This is a genomic window from Thioalkalivibrio sulfidiphilus (genome assembly GCF_000377945.1).
Taxonomy (GTDB): Bacteria; Pseudomonadota; Gammaproteobacteria; order Ectothiorhodospirales; family Ectothiorhodospiraceae; genus Thioalkalivibrio_A; species Thioalkalivibrio_A sulfidiphilus_A.
Genome location: NZ_KB898923.1, coordinates 16,680 through 30,485 on the forward strand (window position 1 = coordinate 16,680; position 13,806 = coordinate 30,485).

Below are 13,806 nucleotides of genomic sequence, written 5' to 3' on the forward strand. Positions count from 1 at the left end.
CTGCGCTCGCGCCCCCCCGCATGGCTTTTCGCCAAGGGGTGTAGTTTGGGAGGGGTGTAGTTTGGATGTAGTTTGGGACACCCATAACCCAGGATGGGCGGTGGTTTTGGACATCTACAACCCGGCCAGGTTAGGCAGGTAGCGTAGATCATGGATGTCCCAAACCGTCCCCAGATTATGGATGTCCCAAACCGTCCGTCCCAAACCGTCCGCCAAACCGTCCGTCTATCCTGGTGGTGGACCGGACCGAGCTGGAGGGTCAGCTCAAGGGCTGGGTCGAGCGCTTGCTCGGCGAGATGCAGCAGCAGGACATCGCAGTCCGGCGGGCCAACAACAAGGCCGAACTCCAGGCGTTGCTGGACGCCGACTTCCGGGGCCTGATCATCTCGATGATCCACAAGTTCGAGGCGATCCGGAAGGACAGCTGTCTGCGTGACAACGTCTACGTCTTCATCGACGAGGCGCATCGCTCGGTGGCCAAGGACCTGGGCACCTACCTGATGGCGGCCGTGCCGAAGGCCACCATCATCGGCTTCACCGGCACGCCGATTGCCCGGACCTCCCAGGGTGAGGGTACGTTCAAGATTTTCGGCGCCCAGGACGAGCCGGGCTATCTCGACAAGTACTCGATCGCCGAGTCCATCGCCGACGAGACCACCCTGCCCATCAAGCACGTGATGGCACCCTCCACGATGACGGTGCCAGCGGATCGACTCGACAAGGAGTTCTTCGCGCTGGCTGACAGCGAGGGTGTCACCGACGTAGAGGAGCTCAACAAGGTGCTGGACCGCGCGGTGGGACTGCGTACCTTCCTGACGGCGGACGACCGCATCGAGAAGGTGGCCGCCTTCGTCGCGGAGCACTTCAAGGAAAGCGTCCTGCCGCTGGGCTACAAGGCCTTCCTCGTCGCCGTCAACCGCGAGGCCTGCGCGAAATACAAGAGGGCGTTGGACAAACTGTTGCCGTCCGAGTGGTCGGTGCCGGTCTATACCGAGAACGCGGCCGACGCCATCGATCGGCCCCTGGTGGCGGAGCTCCAACTCTCCCCCGAGCGGGAAGAGGACGTCCGGCTGCTGTTCAAGAAGCCCGCCGAGGACCCCAAGATCCTCATCGTCACTGACAAGCTGCTCACCGGCTACGACGCGCCGCTGCTCTACTGCCTGTACCTCGACAAGCCGATGCGCGACCACGTGCTGCTGCAGTCGATCGCCCGCGTCAATCGTCCCTACGTCGATGCCAACGGGGTGCAGAAGCGGGTCGGTCTCGTGGTGGACTTTGTCGGCGTGCTGCGGGAGCTCAAGAAGGCCCTGCAGTTCGACTCCAGCGACGTGAGTGGGGTGATCGAGGACCTCGACGTCCTACTCCAGGACTTCCAACAGAAGATCGCCCAGGCCGAGACGGACTACCTCGACGCGGGCGAGGGCGGTAGCGCCGACGAGCGTCTGGAGCGGCTCGTGTATGGCCGCTTCCTCGCGCCCGAGGCCCGAAAGGCCTTTTTCGAGGCCTACAAGGAGATCGAGGCGCTTTGGGAGATCCTGTCTCCGTCGCCCGAGCTGCGCGACCACATCGCGACCTACAAGCACTTGAGCCAGCTCTATGCAGCGGTTCGCAACGCCTATGCCGACAAGGTCGGCTTCGTGGCCGACCTCGCCTACAAGACCCGACGCCTGATCGAAGGGAGCGCCACGCAGGAGGGGCTGGGGCGGCTCACCAAGAGCGTGACCTTCGACGTTAAGACGCTTGAGTCGCTGCGTGGCGAGAAGGGATCCGATGAAGGCAAGGTGTTCAACCTCGTGCGCGGCTTGCAGCAGGAGGTCGACGAGGATGCCGCGACCGCGCCGGTGCTGCAGCCGTTGAAGGACCGTGCGGAGCGCATCCTAAAGGACCTCGAGGAACGGAAGACCACCGGTCTCGCCGCCATGGACCTGCTGGCTCAGCTAGCGGCCGAGAAGGAGGCGGCGCTCAAGACGGCCCGTGATAGCGGCCTAACGGCACGAGCCTTTGCGATTTATTGGACGTTTCGCGGCGATGCGGCGTTGCGAGGGGCCGGCATCGAGGCCATGGAAATCGCAAGGGAGGCCGAGGCTCTGCTCGGCCGCTTCCCGAACGCGGCGGTCAATCCCGACGAACAACGTCGCTTCCGTGCCGCCCTCTACAAGCCGCTCCTCGCGCTCTCCAAAGATGAGCGCGCCCGCGTAGTCGACTTGGTGGTCAAGCTGCTGCTGACGGAGGGTGAATGATGAAGGCCGGTGGTGCAGCGTATCGCGACTCCCGAGCGACAAGGCGTACCGGATCCGGAAATGGCTCGCTCTATCCGGCTCAGGAACTCAAGCGCCGCGCCATGGCTTGGGCGGTGACTCTGCGTGTCAACCCGAAGGTGATCCGGGTGCAGGAGATGCGCAGGAAGTGGGGATCATGTTCCTCTGCGGGTACCGTCACCCTTGCATCCGACCTCGTCGAGCAAGAAGAGCGGTTCCAGGATTACGTCATCGTCCATGAACTGCTGCACCTCCGTTTCTCGACGCACGGCAGAATGTTCAAGGCGCTGATGAGCGCGCATGTGCCGGGGTGGCGTCGCTGGGAAGTGGCGCGGCGCGGTAACACCAACTGAAAGAGGACGGGCGTATGGACCCGAAACACCTCTTCGTAGATGAGCGCCTAAAAGGAAGCTGCGTCTATTGTGGCGGCCCTCCGGAAACCGTCGATCATGTGCCATCGCGAGTATTCCTGGACGATCCGCTTCCCGAAAACCTACCGGTCGTCGAAGCCTGTAGGGAGTGCAACGGCGGCTTCTCGTTGGACGAAGAATATCTGGCGTGCTTGCTGGAGTGCGTCATGACCGGAACGACCCATATCGAGGGGCTTGCGAGGGAAAAGGTTAGGCGATCGCTGTCGAGAAATCCTCGGCTCACTGCTCAATTGGAGGCGTGTCGCTGGGATGACGACACCGGCCGTCCCTGGTGGAAGCCCGATGAAGCGCGAGTACGCAACGTCGTCATCAAGTTGGCAAAGGGACACGCCGCCTACGAATTGAGCGAGTCCTGGCACGACGAACCCGACGCTTACTCGGTTCGTGCAGTTCCTGCGATGCTGGAGGCGGAGAGGCAGGAGTTCGAATGCATAGGGGGAGAAGCCCAGTGTTTATGGCCAGAGCTGGGAAGCCGCGCTTTCCTGCGTGCCTTGGGAAAATCCGTCCCTCCGGCCCAGGTCGGAGCGTGGCTGATCGTACAGCCAGGTCGTTATAGATATTCGGTCGACTGGCAGACCGGGATCGATGTCCGCATGGTGATCGGTGAGTATCTCGCCTGTAGGGTCGTGTGGAACCGATAGGCAGGCACGCGTGGGAGGGGGCGTGGAAGAAACCAAGGTAGACAGGGTCGTCAGAGACTTGGTCGCGGACCATGATCGACTGGACGGCTGTAGTTTGGGACACCCATAACTCGGGATGGGCGGTGGTTTTGGACATCTATAACCCGGCCAGGTTAGGCAGGTAGCGTAGATCATGGATGTCCCAAACCGTCCTTTGGCCTCATGGCTGGTCAAAGCGAATTGCTCAGACGTTCCTTAGTGCGTAGATCTGGGTGTCGCTGGACACCCAGCGTGCGCCCGATCGCTGTCCCTAGGCGGCCACGGCCTCGCGCAATGCCTCGACTGCGCCGCTGTTCCAGGCCGCATCGGCTGCGGCGGTGATTTCTGCCATGCGGGAGGCGCCGCGCAGTTTCTCGAATTCCAGCGCCTTGTCCTGCATGGCGAGTTCGTGGCCGCGCTCGCCCTTGCGGTCGAGCCACTTGAGGACCTCGGGTGCGAGGCGGAATGCGCCTCCGAGCAGTCCTCCGAGCAGGGTCTCGATCATTGCGCGCCTCCCATGAGCTTGAACTTGATCGCGGCGCCGACCAGGAGTGCGGCCAGCAGGCCCGTGGTCAGCACCTTGACGAAGGTCTGCCAGGCGGTGCGGCGGGCGTCGCGCCAGGCGTCGAGCAGGTCGCGTAGCTCGCGGATGTTACGCGCGGCACTGCCGTTCTCCAGGCCCAGGTGGGCGAGGCAGCGTTCGGCCCCGCGTTCGGCGGCGCAGTCGAGCAACTCTTCGAAGTCCTCGCGGCGCAGCAGGACCATGTTCTCGACGAGGGCGGGTTTGGGGTCTTCGGTCATCGGCGGTCTCCAGAAACGACGAACCCGCCTCGTGGGCGGGTTCGGGACGGTGGGGTGAGGGATGGTTCAGACGGGCAGGCCGGCGCTCCAGCCGGTGGGCTTGTAGACGGCGAGCACGTCCTCGTCCTCGATGAAGCAGGCCCAGCCGACTTTCGGGACGTGATACTCCCAGGCGCCCGCGATGCGCACGGCGATCTGGTCGGTCCTGCCGGACCAGGCGCCGGTGGCGCCGGCGGGCACGATGTAGCGGTCGCCGTTGGCGGGACTGGCCGGTGGCGTGGTGAGGTCGCGGTCCTTCACGGACAGCCCCACCACCGCGCCGAGGCGCTTGAGGTTGGCGTCCATGCCGGCGGCCCAGCCGGATTCACCGGTGCTCCAGCCGTAGTTGAGGCCGAGGTTAGGATCAAGGCTTGCGGGCATCAGATGCCTCCGTAGTACTTGCCGTAGTGAAGTCCATAGCCGGCGCGCTCGAAGCTCACCGAGTGTTTCTGCAGGCTCGTCACGCCCGAGCGGTTCGCCTCGAGCTCGATGCGCAGCAGCGCGTTGGGGCGACCGAGCCCGGAGTCGGTCTCGTCATTTGCCAGGGGGTAGGTCTGGCTCGTGCCGGTCAGCCCGCTGTAGGTGCGGCGCAGGTTTCACGACTGACCGCAGATCCGCATTGGAACACCCATAGTCTGGTATTGTGGGTGTCCCAAACCGCTGTCTCGCACAGCAGATCCGCATTGGAACACCCATAGTCTGGTATTGTGGGTGTCCCAAACCGCTGTCTCGCACAGCCGAAGGCTGCCCGCAGGGCGGCGCACAGGATGTGCGCCGTGAACCCACCCCGGAAACCCTTGAGGAGGCCGTGACATGACAAATTCGTCGGGAACGAATTTGGACAGCCGCAAGGCTGGTCCCGCAGGGACGGGCTCCAGGGATGGAGCCCGCAGCGAAATCCTGATCGACAAGACCGGCCAGGCCGAGGTGATCACCGCGAGCGACGGCAGCCTCACCGTCACCGTGCCGATCCGGATCAAGCGCCGTGGCAGCCGCAAGGCCGTGGCCCTGCCGGACGGCAGCGCCATGCAACCACGCCCGTGGGACGACACGCCGACACCGATCCAGCTTGCGCTCGCCCGCGGCCACCGTTGGCTGGCGATGGTGGAGTCCGGCGAGGCCCGCACGCTATCCGAGGTGGCCGAGCGCGAGGGGATGGATCGGGCCTATGTGAGCCGGATGGTGAACCTCACCACCCTGGCGCCGGACATCGTCGCCGCCATCCTCGACGAGACCCTGCCGCCGGAGGTGACGCTGTTCGATCTGGCGTCGGGGACGCCGTTGTTGTGGGAGGAGCAGCGGGAGCGAGCTGGGCTTTGAAACGGCCGACTTCAAGCCAGCCGATTGACCTTGTCCTGGATGGCGGCGCAGGTTTCCAGAATCGCATCGAACTCCGGCTGATCCGACACCAGAAGGCCGTCCTCGCGCATCGCCGCAAAATCCTGTGCCAACGCCGTGCGTGATGCGCCTTCGGGTACCAGCCTGAGCGAGCCGCTCACAGCCTCGACGTAGTCGATCTTGCCGCCGTTGGCATCCTTCTCGGCAAAGAACATCGACTTGTGCTTGGCCACCTGATGCGCCAGTTCTCGATCGGCGGCGGCCTTGTCGAAGTACTCGGTTTGCGCCAGCGCGGCCAAGTCGTACCAATGACGTGAGTAGCGCTCGCCGCGCAGGCGTTCCTGACGACAGTAGACGTGTGCGGCCGTGGCCTTCTCCCAGAACGTGCGCTCGGCGGCCATCACCAAAGGGCGTGCCGTCGGAAAGGTCACGCCCTCGATCCACGGCGCGATGTCGCAAGCCACCGGATGGAACTCATGCGGCTCGCCCGTGGCCCGCGCCCCGAACTCCAGTTGGACCGTCGCGGAGACATAGCCCGTGCCGGTCTTGACGGCGGGATAGGCGATGATCAGCTTGTCGCGGTCCTGGCCGGCGAGACGCAAGTCCGCCTGCAAGCCGTTCGCGGCCAAGGCGTCATCGATGACGGGGCGTACCGTCTGCTCGATCCAGTCGGGAAGCCGTGCGCGCACCGCGCGGGTGATCTTCTTCTCCTGGCTGGCAGACGCTGGAATCGGATTGCCTTCGCGCAGCAGATCCGGCACCAGGGCGCGGATGTCGTAGGTCAGATCGATGTCTTCCGAGAACCGGTCGATGACCTTGTAAACCTTGGAAAGCGAGGTACCGCCCTTGAAGGTCAGCGTGTCGGCGATGGGGGAAACGTAGATCGCCGCGAGCGTCCACACCACCCAGATGTCTTTTTCCAGCAGATGTGCCGGGCGGCCGCTCTGCGCCGCCGCGTATTCCAGGGCCTCGACCCGATCGGCCTGGCTGAGCCCAAACCAGGACTCAGCCATGCGCATTCATCTCGCTGACGGCGCGCGCCATCCAGCCTGGCAGGACCGCCCGCGCGGCCTGTAAGGCGGCCCATTCTTCGGCAGGCAACTTGGCACGAAGGATGTGCAGGGCGGAGGGCGCTTGCTCGGGCCCTAGCCAGGACAGGGCGCGAATGGCTTTGCCGGCCGCGCGCTTGCCGAGCGCGAGCTGCCAGCGGCTGCCGTGCTTGAACTCGACGATGCGGTTGCCCAGGCGCAGCTTGCGCGTGGGTCCCGAGGTCAGAAAGATCTCCCGGGTCGGCACTTGCGTGGTCAGCCCCAGCGCATTGGCTTCCGCCGCGCCGTTGGGCACGACGACTTCACCGTGGGTGGACGCGATGGCTTCGACGACGGCCTCGGTCGAGGGCGGGCGCGAACCGAAGCGGCTGGCTACCGGCAGGGCGTAGGCCCCCCGTCCCACGCGCAGCAACTTCCCCTCGCGGGCCAGTCGGGCCAGCGCCTGATCGACCGCCGCCCTGGAAGCCAAATGCAGAAATTCCTTGGGCGAGACCAGGCCTCCCTCCGGGAGGGCCTGGGCGGCGGACAGAATGGCTTCGCTGAGGTGACTCATGGGGTGGTCTCCGATTGTCAGAAGTATATAGATGTTTCTGACATTCTTCAAACTGCGTCGGCACCAGCGTGAACGGTGTGGTTTCCTTTGGTCGGGCGATGCTGCAATCCAACCGCTTGATTCGTCCGCGCGCAACGCATTGATTTGTAATGGCCGCGCTCGCGGCCTTTGCGGACTTCGGGCGTGTCCGGGGGAGCGAGGCCGGAGAGAAAAATGGCCGGGAGAGAGAGGAAGGTGGCCCTGGACGGGGCCAGGGGCCGGACGCCGAAGTCCGCAGGCTTCCGCAGGAATCCTCGCGAACACGCGGGAGCCGGCGCGATCGGGCAAGAAAAAAGGCCAACAGCGAACTGTTGACCTTTATGTATTGGTGGCCAGGGACGGAATCGAACCGCCGACACGGGGATTTTCAATCCCCTGCTCTACCAACTGAGCTACCTGGCCTGATCTGACTGACACCACCCGTATCGGGCCTTGAGATGGCCTGGGGCGGGGTCGAAGGGGCTGTATTAAAGCGGGCGCGGGGCCCGGCGTCAAGACAGTGGCTAGTGGCTAGTGGCAAGTGGCAAGGGAAAACCGGTCTTTCCTTGCCACTAGCCACTTGAGACTTGCTACTGTTTATTTGCTGGGGGCTACATAACCCTCGGGCTTGGTGGAGCCGCCGCTGAAGAAGAACTTGTCCATTTCCTCTTCCAGGAACTTGCGGGCCTTGGGGTCCACGGGGGTGAGGCGGTATTCGTTGATCAGCATGGTCTGGTGCTTGACCCACTTCTGCCAGGCCTCCTTGGAGACGCCTTCGTAGATCTTCTTGCCCAGTTCCCCGGGGTAGGGGGGGAAGTCCAGGCCTTCGGCCTCTTTACCCAGCAGTACGCAGTTCACCATGCGAGCCATGTGTCTTTCCTTCTAGAGATCCAGTTTTTCAAGCAGTTGGGCCACCGGGGCTGCGAGCCCGAGGCCTGATGAGGTCCGGGTGTTATACCAGACCCGCCCGGGCGCTTCCATCACACAGCCGGCAGGGTCTTGCAACGAGACCCGCAGCGGGGTGATGCGCAGACGGAAGTGGGTGAAGGTGTGAATGAAGGGATTCCAGGCCTCCAGCCGTTGCGGATCCAGGCCCAGGGACGCGCGGCACCAGGCCAGGGCCGATGCCTCGTCATCCACCTCGGGGAAGCCCCAGAGACCACCCCAGAGCCCCCGCGCCGGGCGCTGTTCCAGCAGCACCCCTTGGGGCGTGGTGACCATGAGCATGCAGGTCTCGCGCAGGGGCTGGACGCGCTTCGGGCGCGGCGCGGGCAGCTCGCCGGTGCGGCCCTCGAGACGCGCACGGCAGTCTTCAGCGACGGGACAGTGGCCGCAGGCGGGGCGGCTGCGGGTACAGACCGTGGCACCCAGGTCCATGATGGCCTGGGTGTACTCGGCCACCCGTTCAGCGGGGGTGTGGGCCTCGGCCAAGCGCCACAGATCCCGCAGCACCGCCGTCTCGCCGCTCCAGCCCTCCACGGCCCGGTGCCGGGCCAGTACCCGCTTGACGTTGCCGTCGAGGATGGGCTGGCGCTGCCCGCAGGCCAGCGCAAGGATGGCCCCGGCAGTGGAGCGGCCGATGCCCGGCAGGGATTTCAGTGCCTCGATGTCCTCGGGGAATCTTCCGGCGTGCTGATCGCGGACCACCTGGGCGGCCTTGTGCAGGTTGCGGGCCCGGGCGTAGTAGCCGAGCCCGGACCAGTGATGCAGCACCTGGTCCAGGGGCGCATTGGCGAGGCTCGCCACGTCCGGGAAGCGCGCCATGAAGCGTTCGTAATAGGGGATCACGGTGCCCACCTGGGTCTGCTGGAGCATGATCTCCGAGACCCAGACCCGGTAGGGGTTGATGTCCTGTTGCCAGGGCAGGTCATGGCGGCCATGGCGTTCGAACCAGGCGAGCAGGCGTTGGCTGAAATCGGATGCGGACATGAGGCGTTGGCAGTTATCTCAGCGGCCCCGGTGAGCCCAGGCGACCCGCTCCAGGCGCGGCATGGATTCACGGAATTGCCGCTCCACGGAGCGGCGCACCATGGGCGGACCGATCAGGGGCGGGATCCACACGTCGGGTTCCACCCGGCCGGAGAACACCAGGCGCGTCTGGCGTTGCGAGACCGCCTCGGTGCGCCAGGAGAAATGCCCGGCGCGCACGTCGCTCAAGGCAGGCACGCTCTGGGCACTGCTCCAGGCGCCACCACCGGGCGCCCGTCGCACGTCCAGGACGTGCTCCAGGCGGCGGCAGAAGAACAGCACACAGCCCTCCATGTGGGCGCGCACCCGCTGCACACCATCGCCGAAGTCCTGCTCGATGCCGCTGTCGACCACCAGGGGGAAGATCAGGCCCAGCCGCTCGTAGTCGTGGATGGCCGCGATGACCCCCTGCTCCGGGGCGACCAGCAGCACGTCCAGGTGGATATCCATGCGCGCACCGTCGAAACGCACCTGCACCGGCTGGCCGGTAGCAGCAGGTGTCGCAGCCGCGATGGCCGACGCGCACAGCGTGAGCGCCATCACAAAACAAAGCACCGGCCACCGGCGCGACCGACGAAGGGTCTCGTACGATCGGCGAACGGGGCCGGTCTGGATTGCTCCGGGGGAAACACCGGGAGTACCGTGAAATCGCAGCATCATCATCAGCAACGAGGTAAGCCGTCATGGACAAGACCGGCATCTACAGCAAGACCCCCAAGGGCCTCGAGGAAATCGACACCCGGGCCCTCAAACTCCCTCCCAAGCTTCGCCAGCTGCTCATCATGGTCGATGGCCAAACCGACGTCGCCAGCCTGGTCGATCGTTTCGAGCAGGAGAACGCCGTGGGTCACATCATCGCCCTGGAACACATGGGCCTGATCACCCTCAGCCGGGGCACCGCGGTACACGACGTGTCGGAATTCGGCGACGGGGCCAACGACCCGGTGGGCCGCGATGAGGACGTCAGCGAGCTGCGGCTCGAACTCAGTCACCTGCTGCTCGACAGCCTCGGTCCCATGGCCACCGACATGGCCATGAAGCTCGAGTCCTGCAAGAGCCGCGCGGAACTGCGCGCCCTGTGCGAGACCTGCCGCAACATGGTCACCGGCATGGTCGGCAAGACCCGGGGCGACAAGTACTGGGCCCAGGTCGAGACCCTGCTCGGCTGAACGCATGTGGCCGGTGCGGGTGCACCGGCCACATGGATGGTTCCTTCACGGCGATGTGATCGCACAGCGCCCGGGTGGTCTGTTATCGCAGGCCAGGCAGCCGGGGCAGGCGGTCGCGCAGCTGCTGTTCGATCTCTTCGCGTCGCTCCTCGATGCGCGGCGTCACCTGCTCCTCGATGCGGCGCCCCGCCTCTTCCCGCACCCGGCCTTCCAGGATCGGCCTGAGATCCAGGCTGAAGGACGGATCGCTGAAGGAACCGCGGATGCGAATCGGCAGGTTCACACCGCGCAGCTCATCCAGGCTGCGCCCGCCCTGGCCTTCCAGGGTCGCCACCAGGGTGGTGTCCACCCGGTAATCCAGCTGTTCCCGGGGCAGGTCCGCGGTGCCCTGGCCGCGCACCCTCAGCAGCGGCGAGGATGCCGCCAGATCGTTGTTTGTGACCACGCCGTTGGCGATGGTGAAGCTGCCGCGCAGTTCGGAGAAGTCGGTCTGGTTGGGTTCGTCGCTGCGCTCCACGGTGCGGCCCCGAAAGCGGGCCTCGGCGTCGCGGATGATCTGGGCGATGTTGATGCCCTTGACCGCGCCATTGGCAAACTCGAAACGCCCGTCCCCGTTCAGGGCGGAGACCATCTGCTTGACGCTGTTGCCCCGGGTGGTGATGCGCGCGTTGAGCTGGGTGGTGCCGGCCAGCTTGCCCTTGCCCTCGGTCATGTCATCCAGCAGCGGTCCGATCTGCACCCCCTGGAGCCTGGGCTCGAAGCTGTAGCGGGGCGTGTCGCCACGCACGTCCAGGCTCATGAGCGCCTCCACGGAACCGTTGTAGAGGTTGGCGGTGAGCGGCTTGACCTCCACCAGGCCGTCCCGGGCGGTGAGCGTCAGGGAGATGCGCGCCAGGTTCAGGCGGTTGATGATCATCTCTCCGATGGTCAGCTGCGCATTGAGGTTCAGGCTGCGCAGCATCTCGACGGGCAGGTCGATGGGGTCATCGGGCCAGCCCTCCCGGGCCGGAGCATCCGGGCGGGGCGCGGCCTCCTTGGCCGGCGGGGGCAGGTAGCGGTCCAGGTTGATGCGGTCCACGTCCAGCTCGGCACGGATGGCCGGGCGCTCGTAGTTGCTCACCCGGGCATTGCCGCGCAGGCGCGTGTCATCCAGCTGAATCAGCAACTGGGACAGGCTGGCTGCCTCGGCGTTGGCCTCGAAGGCCAGATCCACGGCGACCTTCTTGAGCACCTCGGGATCGGCGGTCTCGGGGGCGGCCTCGCCGAGCTTGGTGAGCAGTTCGCGCACGCTGAAGGTGTTGGAACGCAGCTCGCCGGTCGCCACGGGCTTCTCGCCGGTGAGGTTGTTCACCCGCACCAGGCCGACCAGCTGCACCCCCAGGCTCTCCAGGGTCAGGCGTTCCAGGCTCGCCACGTCCTCGGCCAGGTTTACGGCCGCGTCCGCCTCGAGCTTCGCCTCCATGGCCCGGGGCAGGGCCTCTCCCTCGGCCTGGAGCCTGGCCACCAGTCGGCGCAGGGCATAGCGCTGGGCGTCCAGGTCCAGGTTCACCAGGGCATTGAGATCCACCGAGGCGCGCAGGGCGGGATCCTCCTGGATCAGGGTCAGGGACAACGAGAGAGGGGTCTCGACGCCCAGGCGGATGCGGCCCAGCTCAAAATTCAGGGGGTCCACGCGCAGGGCGGTGCCCGCCTGGGCATCCCGCCAGGAGACCCGGGCGTCCAGGATCTCCACACCGCCGATGTCCAGGTCCTTGAGGCCGGGGGCTTCGCGCTCGTGACGCTCACGGTCCTCGCGTTCATCTTCTTCCGCCTCGGCCACCAGGTCGTCCCAGTTGCTGCGGCCCTGGGCGTCGCGCTCGAGATTCAGGCTCAGACCCACCAGGCGGATGCGTTGCACCTGCAATTCACGGCGCAGCAGGGGCATCAGGGCGACGGACAGTTCCACCTCGCCGATGCGCGCGAAGGGTTCGTCGGCGAAGCCCTCCGCGTTGGACAGCCAGGTCTCACCCAGAGACAGGCCCAGCCAGGGGAACAGGGACAGGCCGATCTCGCCCTCGATGACCAGGTCCCGGCCGGTCTGCTCCTTGACCACCGCACTGATGCGGTCCTTGTAGGCGTTGGGATCGAAGGTGGCGATCAGGTAGACGGCCAGCACACCGGCAAGCACCACCAGCAGGACCAGGGCAATCAGGACGCGCTTTAACCATTTCATGGTCGGATGACTCCAGCAAACCAATGGATGAACGATTTTGCCACTCAGTGTAACGCGCGCAGAGACGGCTTGCAGAGGCGACAACCTGTCATGAGCGCGCGTCCCGTGTATACAATGGGCTGACACCCAGCGCATCGACGAGACCCTGCCCCATGGCCACCGGCAAAGCCAATCTGAGACGCAAGCCCCACATCCTGTTCGTCAGCCAGGCCACCTCGGCACGCACGCCCATGGCAGAGGCCTATGGCAAGCGGCTGCTCGGCGATGTGGTGGAGGTACGTGCCGCCGGCATGGACATGAGCAGCCTGGATCCGCGCACCGTCGAGGCGCTCAAACAAGACGGCCTGAAGACAGATGGGCTCGACGCCCGGCGCCTGGACGAGGACCTGCTGGCATGGGCTGACCTGGTGGTAACCCTGTGCGCCGATGTGCAGCGTATCCGCCTACCGGAGCGGGACAGCTTCGTGCACAAGAACTGGCCCATCGACAGCCCCGAGCGCCAGGCCGCCGGCAGCGAGGACAGCAAGCCATACCTGCGCACCCGGGACGAGATCAAGCGCCGGGTCCATCAGCTGGCCACGTCCATCAAGCTGATGCACCGGTAAATCAGTGGCTAGTGGCAAGTCTCAAGTGGCAAGGGAGACCACCCTCACCCCAACCCTCTATTCCGGGCGTCCTGCCCTCCACCCTTCGGGCCAGCCTGGCGGCTGTTCAAATCCGCTCCCGGCGGATTTGTCCCTGAGGGAGAGGGGGTTAAACTTTTTGATCTTCCTTGCCACTTGAGACTTGCCACTAGCCACTGCCTTTCAAATCCCACGTACCCGACTTGCCGCCGGACTTGTGCACCAGGCGCACGCCGCCCATGGTCATGAACCGGTCCACCGCCTTGCACATGTCGTAGACCGTCAGCAGGGCCACCTGCACGGCGGTCAGCGCCTCCATCTCCACGCCGGTCTGGCCGCGGGTCTCGGCGGTGACGCGACAGTGCACCGAGGGGGGCGAATCCGCCGTGGAGAGCTCCACCTCCACGTGGGTCAGGGAGATGGGGTGGCACAGGGGCACCAGCTCGGAGGTCTTCTTGGAGGCCATGATGCCGGCCACCCGGGCGATACCCAGCACGTCCCCCTTCTTGTGGGTCCCGGAACGGATCAGGGCCAGGGTCTCCGGCTCCATGGTGATGTGGCCCTCGGCGACGGCCACCCGGTGGGTGACGGACTTGTCGCCCACGTCCACCATGTGGGCCTCGCCCTTGGCGTTGAAGTGGGTCAGCGTGCTCATAGCGGGTATACTTCCGGTTGGTTATTCAAGCTT

At 65.4% G+C, this 13,806-nt stretch carries 16 protein-coding genes and 1 tRNA gene; 6 read left to right on the forward strand and 11 right to left on the reverse strand.

Going from position 1 to position 13,806, the window contains the following annotated elements; translation table 11 throughout:
* Positions 1–233: 233 nt before the first annotated feature.
* Genes D580_RS15060 through D580_RS0101555 form a run of 3 tightly spaced genes read left to right on the forward strand, consistent with a single transcriptional unit; the run spans position 234 to position 3,330 of the window.
* Positions 234–2,240: a type I restriction enzyme subunit R domain-containing protein gene (locus D580_RS15060; protein ID WP_018952681.1), complete on the forward strand. Its 2,007-nt coding sequence runs from the start codon at positions 234–236 to the stop codon at positions 2,238–2,240.
* The gene (locus D580_RS15065) at positions 2,237–2,611 is read left to right on the forward strand and encodes a M48 family metallopeptidase (protein WP_231363476.1); all 375 of its coding nucleotides are present in this window, start codon (positions 2,237–2,239) and stop codon (positions 2,609–2,611) included. Before D580_RS15060 ends, D580_RS15065 begins: the two co-directional genes overlap by 4 nt.
* Positions 2,612–2,625: 14 nt before the next feature.
* Complete coding sequence (locus D580_RS0101555) at positions 2,626–3,330, forward strand: hypothetical protein (protein ID WP_018952683.1); 705 nt, start codon at positions 2,626–2,628, stop codon at positions 3,328–3,330.
* A 289-nt stretch (positions 3,331–3,619) separates the two neighbouring features.
* Here the strand turns inward: D580_RS0101555 and D580_RS15070 are convergent, their stop codons facing one another.
* The 3 genes from D580_RS15070 to D580_RS0101570 form a co-directional block, all read right to left on the reverse strand.
* Positions 3,620–3,853, reverse strand: a complete 234-nt coding sequence (locus D580_RS15070; RefSeq protein ID WP_018952684.1) for a hypothetical protein — start codon at positions 3,851–3,853, stop codon at positions 3,620–3,622.
* Positions 3,850–4,149 (reverse strand): DUF6127 family protein, encoded by a 300-nt coding sequence (locus D580_RS0101565; RefSeq protein ID WP_018952685.1) that lies wholly within the window; start codon positions 4,147–4,149, stop codon positions 3,850–3,852. The genes D580_RS15070 and D580_RS0101565 overlap by 4 nt, the downstream gene beginning before the upstream one ends.
* 66 nt (positions 4,150–4,215) lie before the next feature.
* Positions 4,216–4,569 carry a DUF2793 domain-containing protein gene (locus D580_RS0101570; protein WP_018952686.1) on the reverse strand — a complete coding sequence of 118 codons (354 nt, stop codon included), beginning with the start codon at positions 4,567–4,569 and terminating at the stop codon, positions 4,216–4,218.
* A gap of 432 nt (positions 4,570–5,001) precedes the next feature.
* On the opposite strand from D580_RS0101570, the gene D580_RS0101575 reads away from it, so the two are divergent.
* Positions 5,002–5,508: a hypothetical protein gene (locus D580_RS0101575; RefSeq protein ID WP_018952687.1), complete on the forward strand. Its 507-nt coding sequence runs from the start codon at positions 5,002–5,004 to the stop codon at positions 5,506–5,508.
* Positions 5,509–5,519: 11 nt separating this feature from the next.
* Here D580_RS0101575 and D580_RS0101580 read toward each other — a convergent pair whose 3' ends face one another.
* The 6 genes from D580_RS0101580 to D580_RS0101605 form a co-directional block, all read right to left on the reverse strand.
* The gene (locus tag D580_RS0101580; RefSeq protein WP_018952688.1) at positions 5,520–6,539 is read right to left on the reverse strand and encodes a nucleotidyl transferase AbiEii/AbiGii toxin family protein; all 1,020 of its coding nucleotides are present in this window, start codon (positions 6,537–6,539) and stop codon (positions 5,520–5,522) included.
* Positions 6,532–7,128: a DUF6088 family protein gene (locus tag D580_RS0101585; RefSeq protein ID WP_018952689.1), complete on the reverse strand. Its 597-nt coding sequence runs from the start codon at positions 7,126–7,128 to the stop codon at positions 6,532–6,534. Before D580_RS0101585 ends, D580_RS0101580 begins: the two co-directional genes overlap by 8 nt.
* Before the next feature lie 365 nt (positions 7,129–7,493).
* Positions 7,494–7,569, reverse strand: a tRNA-Phe gene (locus D580_RS0101590).
* 174 nt (positions 7,570–7,743) lie between these two features.
* On the reverse strand, positions 7,744–8,016 hold the full coding sequence (locus D580_RS0101595; RefSeq protein WP_012639479.1) for an oxidative damage protection protein: 273 nt from the start codon (positions 8,014–8,016) through the stop codon (positions 7,744–7,746).
* 12 nt (positions 8,017–8,028) lie between these two features.
* Positions 8,029–9,075 (reverse strand): A/G-specific adenine glycosylase, encoded by a 1,047-nt coding sequence (mutY, locus tag D580_RS0101600; RefSeq protein WP_018952691.1) that lies wholly within the window; start codon positions 9,073–9,075, stop codon positions 8,029–8,031.
* A gap of 18 nt (positions 9,076–9,093) precedes the next feature.
* Complete coding sequence (locus tag D580_RS0101605; protein WP_026289600.1) at positions 9,094–9,654, reverse strand: hypothetical protein; 561 nt, start codon at positions 9,652–9,654, stop codon at positions 9,094–9,096.
* 143 nt (positions 9,655–9,797) lie between these two features.
* Between D580_RS0101605 and D580_RS0101610 the strand changes: the two genes are divergently transcribed.
* Complete coding sequence (locus D580_RS0101610; protein ID WP_018952693.1) at positions 9,798–10,283, forward strand: hypothetical protein; 486 nt, start codon at positions 9,798–9,800, stop codon at positions 10,281–10,283.
* Positions 10,284–10,365: 82 nt separating this feature from the next.
* Here D580_RS0101610 and D580_RS0101615 read toward each other — a convergent pair whose 3' ends face one another.
* A complete protein-coding gene (locus D580_RS0101615) occupies positions 10,366–12,495 on the reverse strand; it encodes an AsmA family protein (protein ID WP_018952694.1) in 2,130 nt (709 codons plus the stop codon).
* A gap of 152 nt (positions 12,496–12,647) precedes the next feature.
* On the opposite strand from D580_RS0101615, the gene D580_RS0101620 reads away from it, so the two are divergent.
* Complete coding sequence (locus D580_RS0101620; RefSeq protein ID WP_018952695.1) at positions 12,648–13,100, forward strand: low molecular weight phosphatase family protein; 453 nt, start codon at positions 12,648–12,650, stop codon at positions 13,098–13,100.
* 187 nt (positions 13,101–13,287) lie between these two features.
* On the opposite strand, the gene moaC is transcribed toward D580_RS0101620, so the two are convergent.
* A complete protein-coding gene (moaC, locus tag D580_RS0101625) occupies positions 13,288–13,773 on the reverse strand; it encodes a cyclic pyranopterin monophosphate synthase MoaC (protein ID WP_012639485.1) in 486 nt (161 codons plus the stop codon).
* Positions 13,774–13,806: the final 33 nt, after the last annotated feature.